We start from the raw sequence: 26,017 nt of genomic DNA on the forward strand, positions 1-26,017 counted from the left end.
GTGTTCCTTTTTAATGAAGAGTCCGATGCCATTGCGCCAGCGCCTTGAAAACCTCCCGGTCGGCCAGAAACTGCTGGCCGCCCTGCTGGTGTTGTTGACCACCGTCCTGTTGGTGGCCAACCTGACCTTTATCAGCGCCGCCTATTACATTTCCCAGGAAAGCATGGCGCCCCAAGCCCTGCAGACCATCGGTCGACTGGTGGCCAACCCGAGCCTGATCGCCGACGCCCTGCAGTCGCCCCAGACCGCCCAGCGCCTGCTGGATGAACTCAACAGCTACGCGCCGTTGCGGGCCGCTGCGTTGTATGACGGCGAGGGCGCACGCCTGGCGCAACTGCAACAGGGCGAAAAGCTCAAGCTGCCGGACCATTACCGCCACATGCAGGCGTGGCAAGCCAGTGAGTTTCGCAGCAATCAGGTCATCACCCTGCCCCGCCCGGGGACGGCGCCGGGTCATCTGTTGCTGGTGGCCAGCAGCGAACTGCCGACGGCGTTCTACACCGGCACCCTGACCGCCAGCCTCGGCATCCTGATTTTCAGCGTCTTGCTCTGGCTGGTCATTGCCCAGCAGATCAAACGCCTGATCACCCAGCCGATTCATCAGCTCGAGGAACTGTCGCGCCAGGTCACCCGCGAGGAGAACTATTCCCTGCGCGCCGCCCGCGGCAACCACGACGAAATCGGCAGTCTGGCCGAGGCGTTCAACACCATGCTCTCGCGGATCGAAGCCCGGGAGCAGCAACTCAAGCGGGCGCGGGACGATTCCCAGGCCGCCTACGACCAGGCCCAGGGCCTGGCGGAAGAAACCCGCCACACCAATCGCAAACTGGAGCTGGAAGTCCAGGTGCGCAGCAAGATCGAGAAAAAGCTCACCGGTTTCCAGAACTACCTCAACAGCATTATCGACTCCATGCCCTCGGCCCTGATCGCCCTCGACGAACAACTCTACGTCACCCAATGGAACCAGGAAGCCAGCGCCCTCTCCGGCACACGCCTGGACGAGGCGCTGAACCAGCCGATCTTCCTCGCCTTCGAACCGCTCAAGCCTTATCTGCCGCAGCTCAAGCAAACGGTCGAACAGCACACGGTAGCGAAAATCGAACGCGTCACCTGGACCAAGGACGACGAGGCCCGGCACTACGCCCTCACTTTCTATCCACTGATGGGCGGCGCCGGACGCGGCGTGGTGATCCGCATCGATGACATCACCCAACGCCTGTCGCTGGAAGAAATGATGGTGCAATCGGAGAAGATGCTCTCGGTCGGCGGCCTTGCGGCGGGCATGGCCCATGAAATCAACAACCCGCTGGGAGCCATCCTGCACAACGTGCAAAACATCCGCCGACGTCTGTCGCCGGAACTGCCGAAGAACATCGAACAGGCCGAACAACTGAATATCGAACTGCAGAGGGTGAACCTTTACCTGCAAAGCCGGGAAATCCCGCAGTTGCTTGACGGCATCCAGCAGGCCGGCGCCCGGGCGGCGAAAATTGTCACCCACATGCTCAGCTTCAGCCGGCGCAGCACCCGGCAGATGGCACCCTGCGACCTACCGGCACTGATCGACCAGGCGGTGGAGATCGCCGGTAACGACTTCGACCTGGCGATCGGTTTCGATTTCAAGGGCCAGGCGATCATCCGGCAGTTCGACCCCAACCTGGGCCCGGTGCCCGGCACCGCCAACGAGCTGGAGCAGGTGCTGCTCAACCTGCTGAAAAACGCCGCCCAGGCGATCCATCAACGCCAGGACGACAGCGAACCCGGGCGCATTATCCTGCGCACGCGGCTGAACCCACCGTGGGCAGAGATCCAGGTGGAGGACAACGGCATCGGCATGAACGAGAACGTACGCAAACGCACCTTCGAGCCGTTCTTCACCACCAAGGAAATCGGCCAAGGGACCGGGCTGGGGCTGTCGGTGTCGTATTTCATCATCACCAATAATCACAAGGGCCAGATGGAAGTGCAGTCGGCGCCGGGCCAGGGCACCTGCTTCACCTTGCGCCTGCCATTGACCGGCACCTCAATGGTGCCGCAGGAACACAAACAACTGGAGCGCTGAACATGGGTTTTCGCCTGTCGAAGATTTACACCCGCACCGGCGACAAAGGTGAGACCGGGTTGGGGGATGGTCGCCGTGTAGCCAAGGACCATCCACGGGTCGAGGCCATTGGCGAGGTGGACACGCTCAACAGTCAGTTGGGATTGTTGCTCGCCAGCCTCGCGGTAGAGGCAGCTGAATATCCGGCGCTACAGGAGCTGATCGAGGTCTTGGCGCCTTGTCAGCATCGACTGTTCGACCTGGGCGGTGAACTGGCGATGCCGGCTTATCAGGCCTTGAACATGCTGGAAGTCGAGCGCCTGGAAGCAGCCATCGATGCATGGAACGAAGAACTCGGGCCGCTGGAGAATTTCATCCTGCCCGGTGGCTCGACACTGATCGCCCAGGCCCACGTCTGCCGCAGCCTGGCCCGTAGCGCCGAACGCCGTTGTCAGCAGTTGAACGCCGTGGAGCCGTTGGCCGGGCCGGGGTTGGCGTATATCAATCGGTTGTCGGATCTGTTATTCGTCGCGGCGCGGGTCATTGCCCGGCGGCAAGGGGTGGCTGAGGTGCTGTGGGTGGCGGCTGCCAAGCCCGAGAGTTGAGCTGGGTCGCCTGTCAGGACCTCATCGCGAGCAGGCTCGCTCCCACAGAGAATCTGTTGCGTGACATGGATACTGGTTACACCATAAATCCCATGTGGGAGCGAGCCTGCTCGCGATGAGGCCCGCGAACACCCCACCCAATCAAGGCCCAGGCCAAAACGCCCGAATCCCCGCCACACCCTGCGCCCCAGCGGCCCAGGCTTGCTGCCGTTCGTCAGGCCCCACCCCGCCCAACAGATACACCGGCCTATTGAAGCCCTCGATCAACCGCGAAGCCTCTTCCCACCCCAGCGGTTGGGCCTCGGGATGGGTCTGGGTCGGTTGCACCGGCGAGAGCGTCACGAAGTCCACGTCCATCTGCTGCGCCAGGGACAGCTCCTCGGCGTTGTGGCAGGACGCCGCCAACCAACGGTCTTTGCCGAAAGGACGACCGGCCGCAGCATGCTTGCGCAATTGCGCGGCGGTAATGTGCCAGCCGGCGGACGGGAAATCCCCCAGCCATTCAAAAGGCCCCTTGAGCATCAACTGGGCCTTGCCGGCGCACAAACCTGCCGCATCCACCGCCAGATCGCGGTACTTCGGATCGTAGCCGTTGGGCGCGCGCAGCTGGACCAGTTTGATCCCGCCGGCGATAGCCTTTTGCATGCCGCGCAGCAACTGCGGCGTTTCGAGGCCTTCAGGGGTGATCAAATATTCGCCGGGCAAACGAGCCGCCGCGATGATCGGCTGGTTGGCCGCCGGGAACTCATGGTTCAAAAGCTCCCGGGCCGTGACCCAGGCCAACGGCTGCCCTTCGGCACCGTGGGGCTCGCCGGTGAACGCCGAGACTTCCCAGACATCCAGCAACACCTGTTTATCCGGGTAATCGTGACGCACCTTGATCAACGGCCGGGCGTTGTCGACGACAATGCCCAGCTCCTCATGAAGTTCGCGGGCCAGGGCGGTTTCGACGGACTCATCCGCCTCGACCTTGCCACCGGGAAACTCCCAAAGGCCACCCTGGTGCTGGGTGTCGGCCCGTCGGGCGATCAGGATTTTGCCGGCAGCGTCACGAATGACCGCCGCCGCTACATGGACTCGTTTCACCGCGCTGTTTCCTCCAGGCCGGCCTGTTGCCACGCCTTGAACGCCGGCCATTGATAGATAGTTTCGACATAGGCCGCATCGACCTCGGGCAACGCCACCTGATAGGTGCGCAAGCGCACGGCCACCGGCGCGAAGAACACATCGGCCAGGCTCAAGCGGCCAAACAGGTAGGGCCCGGCTTCAGTAGCCGCCGCACGGCATTCGGCCCACAGTGCCAGCATCCGCTGGATTTCCGCTTGAACTTCCGCCGGCATGGGCACTAGCGGCGCATCGCGCAGCAGGTCAAACGGCATGTGGCTGCGGATAGCAAAAAAACCGCTGTGCATTTGTGCACAGGCCGAACGTGCCTGAGCCCGGGCGGCGACGTCCCTGGGCCAGAGGCCCGCATCGGGAAACTGTTCAGCCAGGTATTCGGCAATCGCCAGGGAGTCGGCGATCACACCGAATTCGGTCTTGAGCAACGGGACTTTGGCGGTGGCTGAATACTTGAGCAGTTTCTCACGGGTGTCCGGTTGGTCGAGCCTGACCAGCTCTTCGGTGTACTTTGCGCCGGTCAACGCCAGGGCCAGCGCACCGCGCAAGGACCAGGAGGAAAGGTGTTTGTCGCCGATGATCAGGTGCAGGCTCAAGTCGGAATCCTTTCTTGGGGTGTTGTGGAGGCTGTATTGGCGCCATCGCGAGCAGGCTCGTTTCCCACAGTGGATCGGTGGTGTGAACAGGTCCAGGTCACCCAACCAATCCCTGTGGGAGCGAGCCTGCTCGCGATGGCAGCAACTCGGTCCCGAACTGTTAAGTCCGATATTCCGCGTTAATCTTCACATACTCGTGGGACAAATCAGTCGTCCAGATCGTTTCGCTGCAATCACCACGTCCCAGCTCGATACGAATGGTGATTTCTTCCTGCTGCATCACCGCCGCGCCCTGGGCTTCGGTGTAGGTGGCGGCGCGTGCGCCCTGGCTGGCGATGCAGACTTCACCGAGGAACACGTCGATCTTGCTCACGTCCAGGTCCGGCACACCGGCACGGCCGACGGCGGCGAGGATCCGGCCCCAGTTCGGGTCGGAGGCGAACAGCGCGGTCTTGATCAGCGGCGAGTGCGCCACGGTGTAGCCAACATCCAGGCATTCCTGATGGTTGCCGCCACCGTTGACTTGCACGGTCACGAACTTGGTCGCGCCTTCGCCGTCACGGACGATGGCCTGGGCCACTTCCATGCAGACTTCGAATACCGCCTGCTTCAGGGCGGCAAACAGCGCACCGCTGGCTTCGGTAATTTCCGGCAGGTCGGCCTTGCCGGTGGCGATCAGCATGCAGCAGTCGTTGGTGGAGGTGTCGCCGTCGATGGTGATGCGGTTGAACGACTTGTTGGCGCCGTCGAGCATCAGGTCTTGCAGCACCTGCCGGGAGACTTTGGCGTCAGTGGCGATGTAGCCAAGCATGGTCGCCATGTTCGGGCGGATCATGCCGGCGCCTTTGCTGATGCCGGTGACGGTGACGGTCACGCCATCGTGCTGGAATTGACGACTGGCCCCTTTGGGCAGCGTGTCGGTGGTCATGATGCCGGTGGCGGCAGCGGCCCAGTTGTTTTCCGACAGGTCATCCAGAGCGGCCTGCAACGCGCCTTCGATCTTCTCGACCGGCAGCGGTTCGCCGATCACCCCGGTGGAGTACGGCAGCACCTGGCTGGCGTCGACGCCGGTCAGTTCGGCCAGCTTGGCGCAGGTGCGTTCGGCGGCGGCCAGGCCTGGCGCGCCGGTGCCGGCGTTGGCGTTACCGGTGTTGGTCAGCAGGTAACGCACCGGCCCCTGCACGCGTTGCTTGGCCAGGATGACCGGCGCGGCGCAAAAGGCGTTGAGGGTGAACACGCCGGCAACCGTCGAGCCTTCGGCGCAACGCATGACCACGACATCCTTGCGCCCTGGGCGCTTGATGCCCGCCGAGGCGATACCGAGTTCAAAACCGGCAACCGGGTGCAACGTTGGCAACGGACCAAGACCAACAGCCATGAATGCGCTCCTAAATAGATAAATCGACACCGCCTTAATCGAGACGGCGAATCAAAATGGCAAAACGCCGCGACGGCTGAAAGCCGGTCGCGGCGCGGGTCGTTCAGCGCTTGAAACGGGTGTTACTGAATCTGCCCGTGACAATGCTTGTATTTCTTGCCCGAACCGCAATAGCACAGCTCGTTGCGGCCCAGCTTCTGCTCGTTACGTACCGGCGCGGTCGCCAAGGCAACATCCACCTCGGCGCCCTCCTCCTGGGCAACTTCCAGGCCTGGGGCCGGGGCGTGCTCGAACTGCATGCGCGCGGCCAAGGCTTCGGCTTCCTGACGCAAACGGGCTTCTTCTTCGGCCGGGTCTTCGCGGCGAACCTGAACGTGGGACAACACGCGGATCGAGTCGCGCTTGATCGAATCCAGCAACTCGGAGAACAGCGTGAACGACTCGCGCTTGTACTCCTGCTTGGGGTTCTTCTGGGCATAACCACGCAGGTGGATACCATGGCGCAAGTGATCCATGGTCGACAGGTGGTCTTTCCACAAGTCGTCCAGCACCCGCAGTACGATCTGCTTCTCGAAGGAGCGCAGCGCTTCTTCGCCGGCCTGGTCTTCTTTCTCGTTGTACGCGGCGATCAGTTCAGCCAGCAGCTTCTCACGAAGGGTTTCTTCGTACAGGTGATCGTCTTCGTCCAGCCATTGCTGAATCGGCAACGCCACGCCGAAGTCGCTCTGCAAGGCAGCTTCCAGACCGGCGACATCCCACTGCTCAGGCAGCGACTGCGGCGGAATGTGGGCGCTGACGGTTGCGTTGAGCACGTCCTGGCGGAAATCTGCGATGGTTTCGCCAATGTTGTCGGCGGCCAACAAACTGTTACGCATGTGATAAATCACTTTACGCTGTTCGTTGTTGACGTCGTCGAACTCCAGCAATTGCTTGCGGATATCGAAGTTGCGGCCCTCGACCTTGCGCTGGGCTTTCTCGATGGCGTTGGTGACCATCCGGTGTTCGATCGCTTCGCCCGGCTGCATGCCCAGGGCCTTCATGAAGTTCTTCACCCGATCAGAGGCAAAGATACGCATCAGGCTGTCTTCCAACGACAGATAGAAGCGGCTGGAACCGGCATCGCCCTGGCGACCGGCACGGCCACGCAGCTGGTTGTCGATACGACGCGATTCGTGACGCTCGGAAGCGATCACCTGCAAACCGCCGGACTCGAGCACCTGTTGATGACGCTTCTGCCAGTCGGCCTTGATCTGCGCGATCTGCTCGGGCGTCGGGTTTTCCAGGGAGGCCACTTCCACTTCCCAGTTGCCGCCCAACAGGATGTCGGTACCACGGCCGGCCATGTTGGTGGCAATGGTCAGGGCACCCGGGCGACCGGCCTGGGCGATGATCTCGGCTTCTTTTTCGTGGAACTTGGCGTTGAGGACCTTGTGCTCGATACCTTCCTTGGTGAGCAATGCGGACATGTGCTCGGAGGTTTCGATCGTGGCGGTACCCACCAGGATAGGACGGCCCTGGGCCATGCATTCCTTGATGTCGGCGATGATCGCCGCGTATTTCTCATCGGCGGTGAGGAACACCAGGTCGTTGTAGTCTTTACGGGCCAGCGGCTTGTTAGGCGGGATCACCATCACTTGCAGGCCGTAGATCTGATGGAATTCGAACGCTTCGGTGTCGGCGGTACCGGTCATGCCGGACAGCTTGTTGTACAGACGGAAGTAGTTCTGGAAAGTGGTCGAGGCCAGGGTCTGGCTTTCGGCCTGGATGTTCAAACCTTCCTTGGCTTCGATGGCCTGGTGCAGGCCTTCGGACAGACGACGGCCCGGCATGGTCCGGCCGGTATGCTCATCCACCAGCACGACCTGGCCGTCCTGGACGATGTACTCGACGTTGCGATGGAACAGCTTGTGCGCACGCAGGCCGGCATAGACGTGGGTCAGCAGGCCCAGGTTATGGGCCGAGTACAGGCTCTCGCCCTCGGCCAGCAGGCCGACGCGGGTGAGCATTTCCTCGATGAACTGGTGACCGGCTTCATTGAGCTCGACCTGACGGGTCTTCTCGTCGACCGTGTAATGGCCTGCCTTGGTCACTTCACCCTCGACTTCTTCGACGTGAAGTTCCAGCTGCGGGATCAACTTGTTGATCTCGATGTACAGCTTGGAGCTGTCCTCGGCCTGACCGGAAATGATCAGCGGGGTACGGGCTTCGTCGATGAGAATGGAGTCGACTTCGTCGATCACGGCAAAGTTGAGTTCACGCTGGAATTTTTCATCCATGCTGAACGCCATGTTGTCGCGCAGGTAATCGAAACCGAATTCGTTGTTGGTGCCGTAGGTGATATCGCAAGCGTAGGCGGTGCGTTTTTCTTCCGGCGGCTGGAACGGCGTGACCACGCCGACCGTCAGGCCGAGGAATTCATACAGCGGACGCATCCAGTTGGCATCACGACGGGCCAGGTAGTCGTTGACCGTCACCACGTGCACGCCCTTGCCGGACAGTGCATTGAGGTATACCGCCAGTGTCGCCACCAGGGTCTTGCCCTCACCGGTACGCATTTCAGCGATCTTGCCTTCGTGCAAGGTCATGCCGCCGATCAACTGAACGTCGAAGTGACGCATGCCCATCACCCGCTTGCCGGCTTCACGGGCAACCGCGAAGGCTTCGGGCAGGAGCTGGTCAAGGGTTTCCCCCTTGGCGATGCGGTCCTTGAATTCGGCAGTCTTGGCGCGTAACTGATCGTCCGAAAGGGCCACCATTTGCTCTTCGAAGGCATTGACGATCTGTACCGTCTTGAGCATGCGTTTGACTTCACGCTCGTTCTTGCTTCCAAAAAGTTTCTTTAACAAAGGCGCAAACATATCGGCAGGATCTTCCACACTAAAGGGATGGAGGGCGGCCCCGTGAGTCGCCCGTGCAGCCCTCATGGCCGCATGCGAACGAGCATTCTACCCGGAAACGATGGTGAGGAAAGTGGCGTTATTCCACGATGCTGGCACAGCGCTGTGACGGGGCCTCCCTAAAATAAGGGCTTTTGCGCGAACTTCAACCCACAAACGAGAGAAGTTATTCATTGATTGCACGGACAAGGGCGCCCGCGGCGAGCGGTCGCGGCGCACTCGGCGCACTCGGCGCTTTCTGCTACCATGGCGCCTCTGTCACTTGCGGTATTCGTTCATGGCCTTTCGCCCTCTTCCAGCCAAGGTTCCCGCCGTTCTGCTGCGCGAAGCCAAACCGCTGAAAGCCATCTTCGGCCACGCCAAACGACTGGGTCACTTGCAGCGCCTGCTGGACAGCCAATTACAGCCCGCCGCTCGCGAGCACTGCCACGTGGCCTCCTGGCGCGAAGGCAGCCTGCTGCTGATCGTCACGGACGGTCACTGGGCCACGCGCTTGCGCTATCAGCAAAAACGCCTGCTGAGGCAATTGCAGGCGTTCGAGGAATTTGCCGGCCTGACGCGGATTCTGTTCAAGGTACAACCGCCCACGGTGCAAGTCGCCGTCAAGGGGCACACGCTGGACTTGTCCACCGACGCAGCCGCCACCATCCAGGCCACGGCGGATGGCATCACCGACCCCAACCTGCGGGCGGCGCTGGAGCGGTTGGCGGCGCATGCGCGGCCCAAGGACTGACATCCAGGTCGCCAGTTGAATCGCTATCGCGAGCAGGCTCGCTCCCACAGGGGATCTTCAGTGGACACAGATTTTGTGTACGACACAGATCAATTGTGGGGGCGAGCCTGCTCGCGATAGCGGCAGATCAGTCGGTACATTTGGCGCCTGTTGAATCGCCATCGCGAGCAGGCTCGCTCCCACAATGTTGAACTGTGCCGAGCCGGTTACCGGCGCTTTTTGCTCCCCAGCAACGACCCCATCAACCCACGCACCAGTTGCCGTCCCAACTGATTGGCGGCCTGGCGCATCGCCGATTTCAATGCCTGGCCGGCCGCCGTACCGAGAAATTCCCCGGCCTTGTCGGTGAAGCTCGGTTCTTCAGCAGTCGCCTTGCCCTGTGCCTCTTCGGCTTGCGGCTCCAAGCCCTTGCGCCCCATCAGCACTTCATAGGCCGACTCGCGATCAATGGGTTTGTCATAACGCCCTTGCAAAGGTGAACGGGCGATCAGCCCGGCGCGTTCAACTTCGGTCAACGGCCCGATCCGCGACTGTGGCGGCGCCACGAGCACACGCTGGACCATTTGCGGCGTGCCCTTTTCCTGCAAAGTGCCCACCAAGGCTTCGCCAATACCCAGCTCGGTCAGCACCGTCAGCGCATCGAATTGCGGGTTGGGCCGGAAACCGTCCGCCACCGCCCGCAGGGATTTCTGCTCCTTGGTGGTGAAGGCCCGCAAGCCGTGCTGGATGCGCAGGCCCAACTGCGCCAGCACGTCGTCCGGCAAGTCTCCTGGCGACTGGGTCACGAAGTACACCCCCACGCCCTTGGAGCGAATCAGCCGCACCACTTGCTCCAACCGCTCTTGCAACGCCTTGGGGGTATCGGCAAAGAGCAGATGGGCCTCATCGAAGAACAGCGCCAGCAGCGGTTTGTCCGCGTCGCCGCGCTCGGGCAATTGCTCGAACAACTCGGCCAGCAGCCAGAGCAGGAACGTTGCGTAGACTTTTGGTGCTTCATGCACCAGACGGCTGGCGTCCAGCAAATGGATAGGGCCGCGGCCGTCGCTGGCCGGTTGCAGGATGTCTTCAAGCTGCAAGGCCGGCTCACCGAACAGCGCATCCGCGCCTTGTTGCTCCAATGTGGCCAAGCGCCGCAGCAAAGCCTGGCTGGAACCGGTGGTCATCAAAGCGGCGTCGTCCCCCAGCAGCTCAGGGTTGTCCCTGAGATGATTGAGCAGTGCCTTCAAGTCCTTGAGATCCAGCAGCAACAGGCCTTCGCGGTCGGCAACCTTGAAGGCCGCGTACAGCGCCGATTGCTGACTGTCGGTGAGTTCCAACAGGCTGCCGAGCAACAGCGGGCCCATTTCACTCAGGGTGGTGCGCAGCGGATGACCGGACTTGCCATGAATGTCCCACAACGTCACCGGATAAGCCTGGGGTTTGTGGCCGAGCCAGGACATGCCGGCGATACGCTCGGCGACTTTGCCCTGGGGATTGCCGGCGGCGCCGAGGCCGCACAGGTCGCCCTTGATGTCTGCGGCGAATACCGCAACGCCGGCATCGCTGAACGTCTCGGCCAGGCGTTGCAAGGTGACGGTCTTGCCGGTGCCGGTGGCACCTGCCACCAGACCATGACGGTTAGCCAGACGCAGGGCCTGGGCGATGGGTTGGCCGGCAAGGTCGGCGCCAATAACAAGTTGCGATGAGTCAGGCATTTCGTCACCTGTGGTTAATCTATGGCCTTGCATGGCCGATATCTAAAGCGACAGACCCTACTGAAACAAGGTCGGATAATTCCCTAAGGAGAGGAGGAAATATCAGCTTTTTTTCACTATGAAGCCATTTTTGCGCGCTTATATATAAGCACGCTTAGCGTATCAAGACCTTAGCGGACTCCCGTGCCATGAATAAAAACCTGCGCTTTAGCCATAAAATTCTAATAGCCGCCGCGCTCATCGTGATTGCAGCCTTCGCTTCCTTCACGACCTACAACGATTACCTGCAACGCAATGCCATCCGTGACGATCTGGACAGCTACCTGCATGAAATGGGTGCTGTCACGGCAAATAACATTCAGACCTGGCTGACCGGCCGCATCCTGCTTATCGAGAACCTGGCCCAGAACATCGCCGTCACCCCCGACCCGAGCAGCGTCACCCACCTGCTGGAACAAAAAGCGCTGACCTCGACCTTCATGGCGTCCTACCTTGGCGATGCCCAGGGCAGTTTCATCATTCGCCCCGATGCGAAGATGCCTGACGGTTTCGATCCGCGCGTACGTCCTTGGTACAAAGGCGCACAAAGCAGCAGCACCTCGACCCTGACCGAACCCTACATCGACGCTGCCAGCGGCGGGCTGATCATTTCCATCGCCAGCGCCTCGAAAAACGCCACGCAAAATGTCGGTGTCGTGGGCGGCGACCTGAGCCTGCAGACCATTGTGGACAACCTCAAGACCGTGAATTTCGACGGCATGGGGTATGCCTACCTGATCAGCGCCGACGGCAAGATCCTGGTACACCCGGATAAAGCCCTGGTCATGAAAACCCTGGCCGAAGCCTACCCGACGAACACCCCGAAGATCAGCGACCAGATCAGCGAAGTCGAAGTCGATGGCCAAACGCGCATCGTGACCTTCACGCCGATCAAGGGCCTGCCCTCGGTGAACTGGTACGTCGGCGTGTCGGTGGACAAAGACAAGGCCTACTCGATGCTCAGCGATTTCCGCACCTCGGCCGTCGTGGCGACGGTCATTGCCGTGGCGTTCATCATTGCACTGCTGAGCATGTTGATCCGCTTGCTGATCCAACCGCTGCATGTGATGACCCGGGCGATGGAAGACATTGCCGATGGCGACGGCGACCTGACCAAACGTCTGACGATCCAGAATCAGGACGAATTCGGCATTCTGGGCACGGCGTTCAACCGTTTCGTGGAGCGTATCCATAATTCGATCCGCGAAGTGTCCTCCGCCACCGAACACGTCAACGAAGTCGCCTTGCGGGTGGTGAGCGCGTCGAACTCCTCGATGGTCAATTCCGACGAGCAGGCCAGTCGCACCAACAGCGTGGCCGCGGCCATCAATCAATTAGGCGCCGCTGCTCAGGAAATCGCCCGCAATGCAGCGCAAGCTTCCCATCAGGCCAGCGACGCCCGTGGCCTGGCCGAGGATGGTCAACAAGTGGTGGATCGCAGCATTGCCGCGATGAATCGCTTGTCCGACTTGCTGAGTGCCTCAAGCAGCAACGTTGAATCGCTGAACAGCAAAACCGTGAACATTGGCCAGATCCTGGAGGTGATCACCAGCATTTCCCAGCAAACCAACCTGCTGGCCCTCAATGCTGCAATTGAGGCAGCCCGGGCCGGGGAGGCCGGGCGCGGGTTTGCCGTGGTGGCCGATGAAGTGCGCAACCTGGCCCACCGCACCCAGGAATCGGCGCAACAGGTGCAGACCATGATCGAGGAGTTGCAGGTCGGCGCCCGGGATTCGGTCACGACCATGAACGACAGCCAGCGCCACAGCCAGGAAAGCGTGGAAATCGCCAACCTGGCCGGCGAGCGCCTGAACAGCGTGACCCAGCGCATCGGTGAAATCGATGGCATGAACCAGTCAGTGGCCACCGCCACCGAGGAGCAGACGGCCGTGGTGGAATCCATCAACGTGGACATCACCGAGATCAACACGCTGAACCAGGAAGGCGTGGAGAACCTGCAATCGACATTGCGCGCCTGCTCAGACCTTGAGCAGCAAGCGGCGCGGTTGAAGCAACTGGTGGGCAGTTTCCGCATCTGACGTCATCGCCAGCAGGCTCGCTTCCACGGGGTTTTGTGCACAACACAGATCCATGGTGGGAGCGAGCCTGCTCGCGATAGGCCCCTCTCAAACGACACACTGCTGACAGACATTCCACCGCCCACAACCCCAACCGAACATCTATTCTTACTAAAGGTCAACAAAGGAGAATACAGACCGGAGGGATGTTCATCGTGCACATAGCGGACATAACCATGTTCTACGCCCCCGCCAGCGGCGGCGTGCGCACTTATCTGGATGCCAAGCACCGGCGCCTGAGTGATCGGCCCGGAATTCGTCACAGTCTGTTGATCCCTGGCGCGCATCTGAGCGAGCACGACGGGATCTATAAGGTTCCGGCCCCCGCCCTGCCTTTCGGCAAGGGCTACCGCTTCCCGCTTCGCCTGGCGCCCTGGCGCAATGTCCTGCGTGATTTACAACCGGACCTGATTGAAGTCGGCGATCCCTACCTCACCGCATGGGCTGCCCTGGATGCCCGGCGCCAGCTCGATGTGCCGGTGATCGGTTTCTATCACTCCGACCTGCCGCTGCTGGTCAGCAACCGCATGGGCAACTGGTTCACGCCCAACATCGAAGCCTATGTCAGCAAGTTGTACGGCAATTTCGACCGGGTCCTGGCGCCGAGCCAGGTCATGGCCGACAAGTTGATCGGGCTGGGGGTCAAGAACGTCTACGTGCAGCCTTTGGGCGTGGATCTGCAAACCTTCAACCCCGCCGCCCGCGACCCGGAACTGCGTGCCGAACTGGGAATTGCCGAAGACACGCGCCTGCTGATTTTCGCCGGTCGCGGTTCCAGGGAAAAAAACCTGCCGGTGCTGCTCAAGTGCATGAAACGCCTGGGCGAACGTTACCACCTGCTGCTGGTGGGTTCGTCCATGCCCGCCGTGGTGCCGGACAACGTTACGGTGGTCGATGAGTTCTGTCCGGCGCCGCAAGTTGCCCGGCTCATGGCCAGCGCCGATGCCCTGGTGCATGCCGGTGACCAGGAAACCTTCGGCCTGGTGATCCTCGAAGCCATGGCCAGCGGTATCCCCGTGGTGGCGGTGGCGGCCGGGGCCTTCACCGAAATCGTCCACGAAGACTGCGGCCTGCTATGCACGCCCGACAATCCACAGGCCATGGCCAACGCCGTGCGGCAGCTATTTGCCGAAGGCTGTCAGCGACGCGGTGTGCTGGCGCGCCAGCACGTTGAGCGTCACTACGCCTGGGACTCGGTGGTCAACAGCCTGTTGGGCCACTACCACAGCGTCCTGGGTGAACAACTGCCCCTGTTGGCCAATGGTTGAGGTGAAGTCCGTGTCGATGAATCAATCGCCCAGCCTACTGTTGGTGCTGCATGACGTGGCGCCGCAAACCTGGCCCGACTACCAGCCCTTCGTCGAAGCTGTCGACGCCCTCGGCCAGGTGCCAATGACCTGGCTGGTGGTGCCGGACTTTCACCACGCCAACGCGCTGGAGGATCACCCCGGTTTTCGGCGCCTGCTCGACAACCGGGTCGAGCGCGGCGACGAATTGGTGCTGCACGGCTACTACCATTGCGACGACGGTCCGCCGGCGACTCATCCCAAGGACTGGTTCATGCGCCGGGTGTATACCCACGAAGGCGAGTTTTACAGCCTGTCCGAGGAGGCGGCCCTCGCCCGCCTGCGCGCGGGTGTCGAAACCTTCCAGCGCTATCAGTGGCCACTGGAGGGTTTCGTCGCTCCGGCCTGGCTCATGAGCGAAGGCACGCGCCAGGCACTGCGCCAGTTGCCACTGAGTTACACCAGCGATCCCCAGCATCTCTATCGCTTGCCGGACTTCACCCCGATCGACGCTCCGGGACTGGTATGGAGCGCCCGCAGCGCCTGGCGCCGTGGCCTTTCCAAAGTCATCAATGATCAACGTGAACAGCGCTGGCGCCAGGCGCCAGTCATTCGCCTTGGCCTGCATCCCGTCGACATGCGCCATGGGTTCTCCCGGGATTATTGGTTGCGCACCCTCGAACGCCTGCTCAACGACGGCCGCGTGCCGATGACCAAGGTCCAATGGCTGGCGACCCAGGGCCTGCGGGTCAGCGACGCGGCATGAAACGGCTGATATGGCTGGGCGCCGCCTTGCTCTTGGCGCTACTGGTGCCGTGGTTGATGGGTGGCGGGGAGATGTGGTCGCGGGTGCAGCGCTTTCCCTTATCACTGCTGTTGACCATGCTTGGCATGATTGTCCTGTGCTGGGGCTTGAACTCCGTGCGCCTGCGTTTGCTGCTGGGTGAACACCGCGGGCGCGTCGGCCGGCTGAAAAGCATTGGCGTCGTCATGTCTACCGAGTTCGCCATGTGTGCCACGCCCGGCGGCAGTGGCGGGCCGCTGACGCTGATGGCGTTGCTGGCGCGCAACGGCGTGCGTCCGGCCCATGGCAGCGCGGTGTTTGCCATGGATCAGTTGAGCGATCTGCTGTTTTTCCTCTGCGCCTTGGTCGGCATCCTGTTTTATGCCTTGTTCCAGAACCTGAGCCAGAGCATCGAATGGATGCTGGCATTGAGTGCCTTCTCGTTGTTTGGCGGACTGTTCGGCTGCGTGCTGGTGGCCCGCTACCACCGCAAACTGATTCTGCTGGGCGCTCGGTTATTGCGACATCTGCGGGTAAAGACCGCCACTCGCCAACGCTGGGGACGCAAGATCCTGCACTTTCTGGCGGCATTTACCGACACCCTGAAATTGCCCCGTCAGACCCTGTTCCAGGTCTTCGGCCTGACCTGCCTTCACTGGGCCCTGCGCTACAGCGTGTTGTATCTGGCGTTGAGAGGACTGGGGGCGGATTTGCAGTGGGCCTGGAGCTTTCTGATCCAGATGCTCTCCTTGAGCGCAGGGCAGTTCAGCCTGCTGCCCGGTGGCGCCGGGGCGGCAGAGTTGACCTCGGCGGCGCTGCTGGCGCCCATGGTGGGCAAATCCACAGCGGCAGCGGCGATTCTGATCTGGCGGGCGGTGACCTATTACTTTTATCTGGTCGCCGGTGGACCCGTGTTCTTTTTGATGGTCGGGCGACCATTGATCAAGAAACTGATCAAGCTGCGACAGGCGTGACTCCTATTTAGACTTCACCGCTTTCAGGCTTTGCAGGCGCTGGTTCGTCCTCGGGGTGCATTTGTTTCCACAGTTGCGCAGCGTCGGGAAACTCCGTGCCATCCTCCGGGCTCAACGCTTCAGGATCGTAACGGCTCAGGCACCCCTCACCCAGGGTCGCCGGGGCTCGGGAGGTGGCTTTGTCCAATGGGTCGGTCATGGCGAACCTCATGAAAAAAGGGCCTGGTGATCACTCGCCCAGGCCCTTTGCAGTGTAGTCAGAACACCACGGTCTTGTTGCCGTGCACCAGCACTCGGTCTTCCAGGTGATAACGCAAGCCGCGCGCCAGTACCATTTTTTCCACGTCACGGCCGAAACGCACCATGTCTTCGATGCTGTCACTGTGGCTGACGCGCACAACGTCCTGCTCGATGATCGGCCCTGCGTCCAGCTCTTCGGTCACGTAGTGGCAGGTGGCGCCAATCAGCTTCACACCCCGCATCGAGGCCTGGTGATACGGCTTGGCACCGACAAACGACGGCAGGAAGCTGTGGTGGATATTGATGACCTTGTGCGCGTATTCGCTGCACAAGGAAGGCGGCAGGATTTGCATGTAGCGGGCCAGCACCACCACCTCGGCGTCGTGCTCTTTGACCAGCCGCGAAACTTCGGCAAACGCCGGCTGCTTGTCCTGTGGGTCGACCGGAACGTGGTAATAAGGGATACCGTGCCACTCCACCATGCTGCGCAAGGCGTCATGGTTGGAAATGACACAGGCGATGTCGCAATCGAGCTCATCGCTGTGCCAGCGGTGCAGCAAATCAGCCAGGCAGTGAGATTCTTTACTGGCCATCAGCACCACGCGTTTTTTCTGCTCGGTATCGGTGATTCGCCAGTCCATCGAAAACTCTTCGGCAATCGGTGCGAACGCCTCACGAAAGGCTTCGATGCCGAAGGGAAGCGAGTCGGCACGAATTTCGTGACGCATGAAAAACCAGCCACTGTGAGTGTCCGAGTGATGGCTCGCTTCAGTGATCCAACCATTATGGGACGCCAGAAAATTACTGACCTTAGCAACGATGCCGACGCGGTCCGGGCAAGCGATCACCAGCCGAAAAGTGCGCATTAGGGGAACTCCAGAACTTCACAAAGGCGGCCATTCTAGCCATTGCGCGGCAAAACTGCAGTATCGATGACACGCCGCGCACATTTGTCTGCCCGGGCAGCAATGGGCCGGACCTTTGGCAACACGCTATATTTGTGAGCAGATGTGAAGACTGTGTTTCAGTATTTAACTGCAACGCCGTTTGCGAGGCTGCACTAATTAATTAAATAAAACATCGGTTAAATGTTTACTTGATGAAACTGTCTGATTACTATTGCCTCACTGTCTCCTTGTCACCCGCGTCCTACATAAGGTAGTCCTCATGTCCTTGATCAATGAATACCGCAGCACCGAAGAAGCAATCAAAGAACTGCAAGAACGCCTGAAAGCTCTGTCCAAAGACGACAAGCTGCAGAAAGAACTGGAATTCGAAGGCAAACTGCGCACGCTGATGGGCGAATACCAGAAATCGCTGCGTGACATCATTGCCATGCTGGATCCAGAAGCCAAATCGAGCAAGGCAACCCGTGGCGCCGTAAAAACTACCGGCACCAAACGCGCTCGCAAAGTTAAGCAATACAAAAACCCGCACAACGGCGAAGTCATCGAAACCAAAGGTGGCAACCACAAGACTCTGAAAGAGTGGAAAGCCAAGTGGGGCGGTGACGTGGTTGAAGGTTGGGCAACCCTGCTGGGCTAAGCCTCACCGGTTCGCGCCGCTTTATGCGAACAGAATAACGCCAGCGATTGCTGGCGTTTTTTTATGCCTGCGATTTACCCACTTCATCGCCACTCAAAGGCTTAAACGTTTACGCAATTGCTGGCTGTAGCCCTGCCACTCTACGAGTACCTCGCGCTGCAATGGCGTGGAAACGGCCATCCATTCCTCCATCGCCTCATCAAAACTTTGCAAGGTATTAGGCGCCCCCCATTCCGGGGAGGACAAACGCTGCTGACAGAAAAGTCTCCAACGCTCCTGCTCTTCGCCGGTCAAGGTCTCAGGGAAGTTGCGCGCGCGATATCTGAACAATAACTCCGGTAAACGCTCATCATCAAAAGGCCAGTGTTCTGAAGCTAATTGAGCAGGGTCAGCCATGCGGACTTGCTCGCACAATCGACGATCGCGGTCGCCGATGAAGCCTGCGTATAACTGCTGCTCGGGATCCTCACTGGCCGTGAAATCCTCGCGACCATAAATGGCCTGAAGTTTATCCTGCCAAACTTGCTGTGCGTCAGTTAGCCGCAGCGCACGCTCCTGATAAACGTCCATGTCCAGTTGCAGCCGCTGCTGGTCCTCGGCACGCAGCACCGAGAGCGGCGCGACCACCGGGCACTTGTTGATATGAATGAGTTTGAGAGGCACCGGCAACTCGCCTTCGAGCAGTTCTTCACGGCGGGTATACAAACGTTGCCTCAGGGTTTCAGCATCGTGGTCCAGCAAACCCAGCGGGTCCAGGTGCAAGTCACAGACAATCAGGGCATTGCGATTTTTCGGGTGCCAGGCCAATGGTAAAACTACCCCGATGTAGTTGCGCGCGGCCGAGAAACGCCCGGAAACATGCACCATAGGCTGCAACAGGCGGACCTGATCCATGACTTTCTGTTTGCTGCGCAGTTGGAACAGCCACTCGTAAAGCCTGGGTTGTTTCTGGCGGATCAGACGGGCCAAGGCGATCGTCGCGCGCACGTCCGACAACGCATCGTGAGCCTGGCCGTGGTCAATACCATTGGCGGCGGTCAGGCGCTCCAGCTTGAGGGTCACGCGGCCCTCCTCTTGCGGCCAGACAATGCCTTCGGGGCGCAGCGCATAGGCGGCGCGCACCAGGTCGATCAGGTCCCAGCGGCTATTGCCGCCCTGCCACTCGCGCGCGTACGGGTCGAAAAAATTCCGATAGAGGCTATAGCGGGTCATTTCGTCGTCGAAGCGCAGGGTGTTGTAACCGGCGCCACAGGTGCCGGGCGCGGCCAGTTGCCCGTGGATACGGGTCATGAAGTCGGCTTCAGTCAAGCCTTTGTCGGCCAGGCATTGCGGGGTAATGCCGGTGATCGCACAAGCCGCCGGATGCGGCAGGATGTCCTCGCTGGGCTGGCAATACAGGTTCACCGGCTCGTCGATTTCATTGAGTTCGAAATCGGTACGGATCCCCGCCACTTGCAAGGGCCGGTCACAACGCGGGTTGATGCCGGTGGTTTCGTAGTCGTACCAGAAGATAGAAGTCACGGGGCGTTCCTGGGTTGAAGACTGGCGAAGTCTAGGCCTTCGAGCCCACCTGCGGCCAGCGTTGCCTGACATTTGAAATCCATAGGGGATCTGAGGCGGACACCGGATCAGTGAACACCCCAATCAAAACTGTGGGAGCGAGCCTGCTCGCAATAGCGGTCTGCCTGAAACGGCAATGCTGAATGTGCCGCCGTCATCGCGAGCAAGCTCGCTCCCACAGGGGATGTGTGGCGGGTGCAAAATGCGTGAACACCGTCAATCAGAACTGTGGGAGCGAGCCTGCTCGCGATAGCGGTCTGCCTGAAACGGCAATGCTGAATGTGCCGCTGTCATCGCGAGCAAGCTCGCTCCCACAGGGGATGTGTGGCGGGTGCAAAATGCGTGAACACCGTCAATCAGAACTGTGGGAACGAGCCTGCTCTCGATAGCGGTCTGCCTGAAACGGCAATGCTGAATGTGCCGCGGTCATCGCGAGCAGGCTCGCTCCCACAAGGGATGTGTGGCGGGTGCAAAATGCGTGAACACCGTCAATCAAAACTGTGGGAGCGAGCCTGCTCGCGATAGCGGTCTGCCTGAAACGGCAATGCTGAATGTGCCGTGGTCATCGCGAGCAAGCTCGCTCCCACAAGGGATGTGTGGCGGGTGCAAAATGCGTGAACACCGTCAATCAAAACTGTGGGAGCGAGCCTGCTCGCGATAGCGGTCTGCCTGAAACGGCAATGCTGAATGTGCCGTGGTCATCGCGAGCAAGCTCGCTCCCACAGGGGTTCTGCTTTTGTGTTCGGGCCCTGAATCCTGTGGCAAGCCATGAAATGACATACATAGTTATGTCGTTTGCCCGCACGAAGACTGCTAGCATCGGGACCGAGACTGAACGTTCGAACCGGCCCATCACTCAGGTTGACCATGCTCGAGAGACCAGCACTGCAAAGGAACGCGACGCTGCCCCCGCCACTCGATACGCGGTATCAGGTTGAAACGCCCGAAGGCATCGACCTGCCGCTGCGCCCGGCGGGGTTGATGCCTCGTGCGCTGGCCTTTGCCATCGACCTGGGCATACGCGGGCTGGTCCTGGGGCTGGTGTTCATCATCCTGGCGTTTTTTGGTGAGCTGGGCATTGGCCTGGGCTCCATCCTGCTGTTCGTTGTCAGTTGGTGGTACATGGTGCTGTTCGAGGTGCTGAACCAGGGGCGCTCCCCCGGCAAGCAGATCATGGGGTTGCGAGTGGTGCAGGACGACGGCAGGCCTATCGGCTGGTCCGCTTCACTGATCCGCAACCTGCTGCGTTTTGTCGACATGCTGCCCTTCGGCTACACCTTCGGGGCAATCAGTTGCCTGCAACATCCTGCCTTCAAACGCCTGGGAGACCTGGCCGCCGGCACCCTGGTGGTGTATCGCGAGCAACCGGTCAAACGTCCCGCGCTGCCCCTGGCGCAGTCGATACGACCGCCCTTTACCCTGAGCCTGAACGAGCAACGCGCCGTGCTGGGTTTCGCTGAACGCCAGGCTGAACTGTCCCAAGCGCGGGTCAACGAACTGGCGAGCATCCTGGCCGCGCCACTGAACGTCCAGGCCCCCAGAGCCGTGGCCGAACTCAATGGCATCGCCCGTGGCCTGCTGGGGCCGACATGAAACAAAGTCTGTTCGAAAGCCGCCACCAAGGCGAATGGGACCGACTGTCCCGACAACTCGATCAACTGGAGCGCAGCCGTAACGTGCCCCAAAGCAGTGACTTTCCTCCTGCCTACCGCAGGCTTTGTCAGCATCTGGCGCTGGCCCAGGCACGGGGTTACAGCAGCCTGTTGGTCGACACGCTGCAGCAGTTGGCGCTGCGCGGTCACCAGCAACTCTATCGGGATCGCAGCCGGCCATCGACCAGTCTTTCGACTTTCATCCTGGCCGGTTTCCCCCGACTCGTGCGGGAACAATGGCGTTTCGTACTGGCCGCCGGAGCGATGTTCATGGGTAGCCTGATCGGCATCGGGCTGCTGGTCTATCTGTTTCCCGAGCTGGTCTACAGCCTGTTGAGCGTCGAGGAAGTCAGCCAGATACGTGGCATGTACGACCCGGCCAGCGGGCACCTGGGGCGTTCGATCGAGCGGGCCGCCAGCCAAGACTGGGTCATGTTCGGCTACTACATCATGCACAACATCGGCATCGCCTTTCAGACATTCGCCAGTGGCTTGATGTTTGGCCTGGGTAGCGCGTTCTTCCTGTTTTTCAACGGCCTGACCATTGGTGCGGTGGCCGGGCATCTGACCCTGATCGGCTCGGGTGGGACGTTCTGGTCGTTCGTCATCGGCCACGGCGCCTTCGAACTCACCGCCATCACGTTGGCCGGCGCCGCCGGCCTGCAACTGGGCTGGGCGTTGATCGCGCCGGGGCGCCTCACCCGAGGCGAGGCCTTGCGGATCGCCGCCGGCAAAAGTGTGCTGATGGTCGGCGGCGTGATGCTGTTGCTGCTGATTGCCGCGTTCATCGAAGCGTACTGGTCCTCCAGCGCCGTGACAGCCGCGACCAAATACACGGTCGGCGCCTTGTTGTGGCTTTTGGTGATCAGTTATCTGGTGTTTGCCGGACGGGTCCGCCATGCGTCTGAGTGATGCCACCGTGGTCATCCGCCCGCGCACCACCTGGGAAGCCATGGACCTGGGCGTGCTGATGAGCCAGCAGCATCGACGTTTGCTGATGACCAGCTGGGCCGTCATCACGCTGCCGGTGTTTGCGCTGTTGTCCCTGCTGCTGTGGGATTCGCCCTCTCTGGCGATGTTCCTGTTCTGGTGGTTGAAACCGGCCTTTGACCGTTTGCCCCTGTACATTTTGTCCAAGGCGCTGTTCGGCGAAACACCGACGCTGAAACAGGCCTTGCGTCAGTGGCCCGCGCTGCTCAAGCCCCAGTTGCTGGCAAGCCTGACCTGGCGACGGCTGAGCCTGAGTCGCAGCTTCCTGATGCCCGTGGTGCAACTCGAAGGACTCGACGGCGAGGCGCGTGAACAGCGCTTGCGGGTGCTGCTGCAACGCAACCGTGGCGCAGCGCAATGGCTGACCGTGATCGGTGTCCACCTGGAGATCGCCTTGTGGTTCGGCCTCATGGCCCTGTTCTACCTGCTCGTGCCGCAGCAGGTAGAGCTGCAATGGAACTGGCAGACGCTGATCGCCGTCGCCGAGCACGACTGGTTGTGGCTCGAACACCTGATCAACTTGTTGTATCCCCTGCTGCTGATCATCTGGGAGCCGGTGTATGTCGCCTGCGGTTTCAGCCTCTACCTGAACCGGCGCACGATACTCGAAGCCTGGGACATTGAACTGGTGTTCCGACGCCTGCGCCAACGCCTGAGCAGCACCGCCCCCGCGCTGATGCTGCTGGCACTGCTGCTGGTGCCGCTGGCACCGCCGGCCTGGGCCGCCGAAGACAACACCGGCCCCGACAGCCCGCGGCTGCTCAACCAACCTCTTACCAGCGAAGCCTCCAAGGACAGCATCAAGGCGATCCTCCAGGCTCCGCCGTTCAAGAACCCGGAAACGGTCACCCGCTATCGACTGGGTGAAGAAACCGCCGAATCCGCCGAGACCGACGAAGCGCCGGGCTGGCTCAAGGCATGGTTCAAATGGATCAGCGGCCAACGCTTCGACATCGCCGCCGCGCTGATCCAGATCGTACTGTGGGCCTGCCTGGTGGCGGCGATTGCCTGGCTGGCCTGGCGCTACCGGGAAAGGCTCAGGGCCTTGGTGAATCTGCGACCGACAAAACGCCCACCCGTGGCACGACCGGTGCCGGCGCAGATGTTCGGTCTGGATATTCGCGAAGAAAGCCTGCCCGACGACGTGGCCACCAGCGTGGAACAACTATGGGCCGCTGACCCTCGCCAGGCCCTGGGGCTGCTGTATCGGGCCTTGCTCAGCCGGTTGCATCATGACTTTGCGCTTCCCTTGAAACCGGCCGACACCGAAGGCCAGGTGCTGCAACGCATCGAACAGCTTGAGCATGAACGCCTGCTGACGTTCAGCCAACACCTGACTCAGCACTGGCAAAACATTGCATACGGCCATCGCCCGCCGCCACCCCACCTGCAACAGCAACTGTGCGATGACTGGCGCGGGTTGTTCGGGTCGGAGACGTCTCGATGAATCGCCGCGCAGGGTTGTTGGTCGGCGCCGGGGTGGCCGCGCTGTTGTGCGTGTTGGGCATTTACCTGTTCCTGAAGGCAGTGCCCTATCAGGAAACCATCGATCACGGCCCCTCCCCCGAGGCCCAGGCCAATCCCTACCTGGCCGCCGAACATTTCCTGCGCCGGCAGGGCATAAACGTCGAGCACGCCAATAATCTGGACGTCCTGCCCAACCTTGAGCCTGATCAGCGCAGCCTGCTGTTGTTGGGTGAACGCACCCACATGACCCCACGGGAAGTCGATCAGTTGATGAACTGGGCCCAGGCCGGTGGACGATTGCTGTTTGTCGCTGAGGCCTTGTGGGATAACAGTACCGCCAGCAGCGGCGACTTATTGCTGGACCGTGTGCGCCTGCGTCAATTCCTGAGCAAGGACCTCAAGGCGCCGGAGCCCGAACTCATCAAGGATCGCTACCCCAAGCTGACCAAGCTGTACCTGGAGGACGAAGAAGCACCCGCGTATGTCGGCTTCGACACCGATTTCCACCTCGAAGACCCGCAAAACCTCGCCCAGGCCTGGGCCAACAGCGCGTTGGCGACCCACATGATGCAGCTCAACCACGGCCTGGGCTCGATCACCGTGCTCACCGACGCCGAGCTGTGGAAGAACGACCACATCGACCAATACGACAACGCCTGGCTGCTCTGGTATTTGAGCGCCGACACCCATGTGACGCTGCTGTATGACATCGACCACGACAACTTGCTGGCCCTGTTGCTGCGTTATTTCCCCCAGGCCTTGGTGGCGCTGCTGGCCTTGATCGCCCTCTGGCTCTGGCGTTCGGCGGTGCGTCAGGGCCCGCTGCAACAACCGGCTCCCAAGGCGCGGCGCCAGTTGGAGGAGCATGTGCAGGCCAGCGCCGGTTTTCATCTACGACACAATGGCCGTCAGCATCTGCTGCACAGCTTGCAACAGGACGTGCTGCGCCGGGCACGCCATCTGCATCCCGGTTTCGAACAACTGGCCGTGGCCGAACAATGGCAAGTGCTCGCCCGTCTGACCCGCCAACCCACGCGGGCCATCAGCCAGGCCTTAAGCCCCCGACCGCAACAGCGCATGTCCAGCGCTGAGTTCTGCCGTCAGGTCGCCCATCTGCAAACCCTCAGGAATGCCTTATGACTGAAGAGAACGAACCTGCCGGCGGCCAGACCCACGCCGCCCAACAGCGCCAGCGCGCCAGTCAACTGGCCCAGGCTATTCGCACCGAGCTGCACAAGGCGGTGGTCGGCCAGGCCGCGGTGATCGACGATGTGCTCACGGCCCTGATCGCTGGCGGGCACGTCTTGCTCGAAGGGGTTCCAGGATTGGGCAAGACGCTGCTGGTGCGCGCCCTGGCCCGCTGTTTCGGCGGCGAATTCGCGCGCATCCAGTTCACCCCCGACCTGATGCCCAGCGACGTCACCGGGCACGCGGTGTACGACCTGCAAACCGAGCAGCTCAAGCTGCGCAAGGGGCCGGTGTTTACCAACCTGCTGCTGGCCGACGAAATCAACCGCGCCCCGGCCAAGACCCAGGCGGCGCTGCTCGAAGCCATGCAGGAACGCCAGGTCACCCTCGAAGGTCGCGCCTTGCCCATCGCCCAACCGTTCATGGTGCTCGCCACCCAGAACCCGATCGAACAGGAAGGCACCTACCCGCTGCCGGAAGCCGAGCTCGACCGTTTCATGCTCAAAGTGCGCATGGACTATCCCGACGCCGACCAGGAATTGAACATGGTCCGTCAGGTCAGCCGTTCGACCCGGGCCGACATGCTCGATGTACAACCGTTGCGCACGGTGTTGCAGGCCAAGGACGTGCAAGCGCTGCAACGCATCGCCAGTGACCTGCCGATGGACGATCAGGTGCTCGACTACGCCGTGCGCCTGGCCCGCACCACCCGCAGTTGGCCGGGCCTGACCTTGGGCGCCGGGCCGCGTGCCTCGATTGCCCTGGTGCGCTGCGCCCGGGCCCGGGCATTGTTGCGCGGCGGCGAATTCGTGGTGCCGGATGACATCAAGGGCTGCGCCCTGGCCGTCCTGCGCCACCGGGTGCGGCTGGCACCGGAGCTGGACATCGAAGGGCTTTCGGTGGATCAGGTGCTGGGGCAACTGCTCGATCAAGTGCCGGCGCCGCGGTTGTGAGGAGGCGGCCTGTGCCAAGAGCACTTCTTGAGGCAAGACCGCTTTCTGTGGCGAGGGAGCTTGCTCCCGCTGGGCTGCGAAGCAGCCCCCTGGTTTTGCCTGGCACACCGCAAGGGGACGCTACGCGTCCAGCGGGAGCAAGCTCCCTCGCCACAGGAAACCTCTTGGCGGCAAACTCTTTTACCAAAGCAAATACCT

General features: G+C 61.2%; 21 protein-coding genes and 1 pseudogene. 14 read left to right on the forward strand and 8 right to left on the reverse strand.

The genetic code is table 11. The features are described from left to right. The first annotated feature begins 25 nt into the window (after positions 1–25). Both GKKCFE_RS20060 and GKKCFE_RS20065 read left to right on the forward strand, forming a co-directional pair. The gene (locus GKKCFE_RS20060; protein WP_445577012.1) at positions 26–2,062 is read left to right on the forward strand and encodes a sensor histidine kinase; all 2,037 of its coding nucleotides are present in this window, start codon (positions 26–28) and stop codon (positions 2,060–2,062) included. Between the two features lie 2 nt (positions 2,063–2,064). After that, positions 2,065–2,646, forward strand: a complete 582-nt coding sequence (locus GKKCFE_RS20065; RefSeq protein ID WP_445577013.1) for a cob(I)yrinic acid a,c-diamide adenosyltransferase — start codon at positions 2,065–2,067, stop codon at positions 2,644–2,646. A 141-nt stretch (positions 2,647–2,787) separates the two neighbouring features. Here GKKCFE_RS20065 and GKKCFE_RS20070 read toward each other — a convergent pair whose 3' ends face one another. The 4 genes from GKKCFE_RS20070 to secA form a co-directional block, all read right to left on the reverse strand. Further along, on the reverse strand, positions 2,788–3,732 hold the full coding sequence (locus GKKCFE_RS20070) for a Nudix family hydrolase (protein WP_445577014.1): 945 nt from the start codon (positions 3,730–3,732) through the stop codon (positions 2,788–2,790). Then, positions 3,729–4,361: a glutathione S-transferase family protein gene (locus tag GKKCFE_RS20075; protein WP_047227083.1), complete on the reverse strand. Its 633-nt coding sequence runs from the start codon at positions 4,359–4,361 to the stop codon at positions 3,729–3,731. Before GKKCFE_RS20075 ends, GKKCFE_RS20070 begins: the two co-directional genes overlap by 4 nt. Before the next feature lie 160 nt (positions 4,362–4,521). Then, entirely contained in the window at positions 4,522–5,739 is a 1,218-nt protein-coding gene (argJ, locus tag GKKCFE_RS20080) for a bifunctional glutamate N-acetyltransferase/amino-acid acetyltransferase ArgJ (RefSeq protein ID WP_047227084.1), read from the reverse strand. 122 nt (positions 5,740–5,861) lie between these two features. Beyond that, positions 5,862–8,597, reverse strand: coding sequence for a preprotein translocase subunit SecA (secA, locus tag GKKCFE_RS20085; RefSeq protein ID WP_047227085.1), 2,736 nt, complete (start codon positions 8,595–8,597; stop codon positions 5,862–5,864). Between the two features lie 316 nt (positions 8,598–8,913). Here secA and GKKCFE_RS20090 point away from each other — a divergent pair, with 316 nt between their 5' ends. Next, on the forward strand, positions 8,914–9,369 hold the full coding sequence (locus GKKCFE_RS20090) for a DUF721 domain-containing protein (protein WP_047227086.1): 456 nt from the start codon (positions 8,914–8,916) through the stop codon (positions 9,367–9,369). Between the two features lie 206 nt (positions 9,370–9,575). Here the strand turns inward: GKKCFE_RS20090 and GKKCFE_RS20095 are convergent, their stop codons facing one another. After that, entirely contained in the window at positions 9,576–11,063 is a 1,488-nt protein-coding gene (locus GKKCFE_RS20095; RefSeq protein WP_445577015.1) for a helicase HerA-like domain-containing protein, read from the reverse strand. A 332-nt stretch (positions 11,064–11,395) separates the two neighbouring features. Here GKKCFE_RS20095 and GKKCFE_RS20100 point away from each other — a divergent pair. The 5 genes and pseudogenes from GKKCFE_RS20100 to GKKCFE_RS20120 all read left to right on the forward strand — a co-directional run. Then, positions 11,396–12,235 (forward strand): annotated as a pseudogene (locus GKKCFE_RS20100) (HAMP domain-containing protein); the annotation flags it as partial. A gap of 141 nt (positions 12,236–12,376) precedes the next feature. After that, complete coding sequence (locus GKKCFE_RS20105; RefSeq protein WP_370695207.1) at positions 12,377–13,141, forward strand: methyl-accepting chemotaxis protein; 765 nt, start codon at positions 12,377–12,379, stop codon at positions 13,139–13,141. Between the two features lie 185 nt (positions 13,142–13,326). After that, on the forward strand, positions 13,327–14,448 hold the full coding sequence (locus GKKCFE_RS20110; RefSeq protein WP_047227089.1) for a glycosyltransferase family 4 protein: 1,122 nt from the start codon (positions 13,327–13,329) through the stop codon (positions 14,446–14,448). A gap of 16 nt (positions 14,449–14,464) precedes the next feature. Next, complete coding sequence (locus GKKCFE_RS20115; protein WP_139049387.1) at positions 14,465–15,232, forward strand: DUF2334 domain-containing protein; 768 nt, start codon at positions 14,465–14,467, stop codon at positions 15,230–15,232. Further along, on the forward strand, positions 15,229–16,224 hold the full coding sequence (locus GKKCFE_RS20120) for a lysylphosphatidylglycerol synthase transmembrane domain-containing protein (RefSeq protein ID WP_139049273.1): 996 nt from the start codon (positions 15,229–15,231) through the stop codon (positions 16,222–16,224). The genes GKKCFE_RS20115 and GKKCFE_RS20120 overlap by 4 nt, the downstream gene beginning before the upstream one ends. A 7-nt stretch (positions 16,225–16,231) precedes the next feature. Here GKKCFE_RS20120 and GKKCFE_RS20125 read toward each other — a convergent pair whose 3' ends face one another. Together GKKCFE_RS20125 and purU are read right to left on the reverse strand one after the other, a co-directional pair. Next, a complete protein-coding gene (locus GKKCFE_RS20125; protein WP_047227092.1) occupies positions 16,232–16,423 on the reverse strand; it encodes a hypothetical protein in 192 nt (63 codons plus the stop codon). 58 nt (positions 16,424–16,481) lie between these two features. Then, the gene (gene purU / locus GKKCFE_RS20130; RefSeq protein ID WP_445577016.1) at positions 16,482–17,330 is read right to left on the reverse strand and encodes a formyltetrahydrofolate deformylase; all 849 of its coding nucleotides are present in this window, start codon (positions 17,328–17,330) and stop codon (positions 16,482–16,484) included. 301 nt (positions 17,331–17,631) lie between these two features. Here purU and mvaT point away from each other — a divergent pair, with 301 nt between their 5' ends. After that, a complete protein-coding gene (gene mvaT, locus GKKCFE_RS20135; protein WP_047227094.1) occupies positions 17,632–18,009 on the forward strand; it encodes a histone-like nucleoid-structuring protein MvaT in 378 nt (125 codons plus the stop codon). Positions 18,010–18,102: 93 nt separating this feature from the next. On the opposite strand, the gene sbcB is transcribed toward mvaT, so the two are convergent. After that, the gene (gene sbcB, locus GKKCFE_RS20140) at positions 18,103–19,530 is read right to left on the reverse strand and encodes an exodeoxyribonuclease I (RefSeq protein ID WP_445577017.1); all 1,428 of its coding nucleotides are present in this window, start codon (positions 19,528–19,530) and stop codon (positions 18,103–18,105) included. A gap of 906 nt (positions 19,531–20,436) precedes the next feature. On the opposite strand from sbcB, the gene GKKCFE_RS20145 reads away from it, so the two are divergent. Genes GKKCFE_RS20145 through GKKCFE_RS20165 form a run of 5 tightly spaced genes read left to right on the forward strand, consistent with a single transcriptional unit; the run spans position 20,437 to position 25,819 of the window. Next, entirely contained in the window at positions 20,437–21,162 is a 726-nt protein-coding gene (locus tag GKKCFE_RS20145) for an RDD family protein (protein ID WP_076383680.1), read from the forward strand. Beyond that, positions 21,159–22,133, forward strand: a complete 975-nt coding sequence (locus GKKCFE_RS20150) for a stage II sporulation protein M (RefSeq protein WP_445577018.1) — start codon at positions 21,159–21,161, stop codon at positions 22,131–22,133. Before GKKCFE_RS20145 ends, GKKCFE_RS20150 begins: the two co-directional genes overlap by 4 nt. After that, positions 22,120–23,658, forward strand: a complete 1,539-nt coding sequence (locus GKKCFE_RS20155) for a DUF4129 domain-containing protein (protein ID WP_445577019.1) — start codon at positions 22,120–22,122, stop codon at positions 23,656–23,658. Before GKKCFE_RS20150 ends, GKKCFE_RS20155 begins: the two co-directional genes overlap by 14 nt. Next, positions 23,655–24,818 (forward strand): DUF4350 domain-containing protein, encoded by a 1,164-nt coding sequence (locus tag GKKCFE_RS20160; protein ID WP_188252020.1) that lies wholly within the window; start codon positions 23,655–23,657, stop codon positions 24,816–24,818. Before GKKCFE_RS20155 ends, GKKCFE_RS20160 begins: the two co-directional genes overlap by 4 nt. Next, positions 24,815–25,819, forward strand: coding sequence for an AAA family ATPase (locus GKKCFE_RS20165; RefSeq protein ID WP_445577020.1), 1,005 nt, complete (start codon positions 24,815–24,817; stop codon positions 25,817–25,819). The genes GKKCFE_RS20160 and GKKCFE_RS20165 overlap by 4 nt, the downstream gene beginning before the upstream one ends. Positions 25,820–26,017: the final 198 nt, after the last annotated feature.

The sequence above is a fragment of the Pseudomonas sp. E141 genome, assembly GCF_052659885.1.

What these genes read in the sequence shown, in the direction of transcription:
- GKKCFE_RS20110 (WP_047227089.1), top strand. Translation starts at nt 13,327, where the DNA reads ATGTTCATCGTGCACATAGCGGACATAACCATGTTCTACGCCCCCGCC.
- GKKCFE_RS20165 (WP_445577020.1), top strand. Translation starts at nt 24,815, where the DNA reads ATGACTGAAGAGAACGAACCTGCCGGCGGCCAGACCCACGCCGCCCAA.
- argJ (WP_047227084.1), bottom strand. Translation starts at nt 5,739, where the DNA reads ATGGCTGTTGGTCTTGGTCCGTTGCCAACGTTGCACCCGGTTGCCGGT.
- purU (WP_445577016.1), bottom strand. Translation starts at nt 17,330, where the DNA reads ATGCGCACTTTTCGGCTGGTGATCGCTTGCCCGGACCGCGTCGGCATC.
- GKKCFE_RS20145 (WP_076383680.1), top strand. Translation starts at nt 20,437, where the DNA reads ATGCTCGAGAGACCAGCACTGCAAAGGAACGCGACGCTGCCCCCGCCA.
- GKKCFE_RS20160 (WP_188252020.1), top strand. Translation starts at nt 23,655, where the DNA reads ATGAATCGCCGCGCAGGGTTGTTGGTCGGCGCCGGGGTGGCCGCGCTG.
- GKKCFE_RS20120 (WP_139049273.1), top strand. Translation starts at nt 15,229, where the DNA reads ATGAAACGGCTGATATGGCTGGGCGCCGCCTTGCTCTTGGCGCTACTG.
- GKKCFE_RS20150 (WP_445577018.1), top strand. Translation starts at nt 21,159, where the DNA reads ATGAAACAAAGTCTGTTCGAAAGCCGCCACCAAGGCGAATGGGACCGA.
- GKKCFE_RS20115 (WP_139049387.1), top strand. Translation starts at nt 14,465, where the DNA reads ATGAATCAATCGCCCAGCCTACTGTTGGTGCTGCATGACGTGGCGCCG.
- GKKCFE_RS20125 (WP_047227092.1), bottom strand. Translation starts at nt 16,423, where the DNA reads ATGACCGACCCATTGGACAAAGCCACCTCCCGAGCCCCGGCGACCCTG.
- mvaT (WP_047227094.1), top strand. Translation starts at nt 17,632, where the DNA reads ATGTCCTTGATCAATGAATACCGCAGCACCGAAGAAGCAATCAAAGAA.
- GKKCFE_RS20095 (WP_445577015.1), bottom strand. Translation starts at nt 11,063, where the DNA reads ATGCCTGACTCATCGCAACTTGTTATTGGCGCCGACCTTGCCGGCCAA.
- GKKCFE_RS20105 (WP_370695207.1), top strand. Translation starts at nt 12,377, where the DNA reads ATGGTCAATTCCGACGAGCAGGCCAGTCGCACCAACAGCGTGGCCGCG.
- GKKCFE_RS20060 (WP_445577012.1), top strand. Translation starts at nt 26, where the DNA reads ATGCCATTGCGCCAGCGCCTTGAAAACCTCCCGGTCGGCCAGAAACTG.
- GKKCFE_RS20065 (WP_445577013.1), top strand. Translation starts at nt 2,065, where the DNA reads ATGGGTTTTCGCCTGTCGAAGATTTACACCCGCACCGGCGACAAAGGT.
- GKKCFE_RS20090 (WP_047227086.1), top strand. Translation starts at nt 8,914, where the DNA reads ATGGCCTTTCGCCCTCTTCCAGCCAAGGTTCCCGCCGTTCTGCTGCGC.
- secA (WP_047227085.1), bottom strand. Translation starts at nt 8,597, where the DNA reads ATGTTTGCGCCTTTGTTAAAGAAACTTTTTGGAAGCAAGAACGAGCGT.
- GKKCFE_RS20155 (WP_445577019.1), top strand. Translation starts at nt 22,120, where the DNA reads ATGCGTCTGAGTGATGCCACCGTGGTCATCCGCCCGCGCACCACCTGG.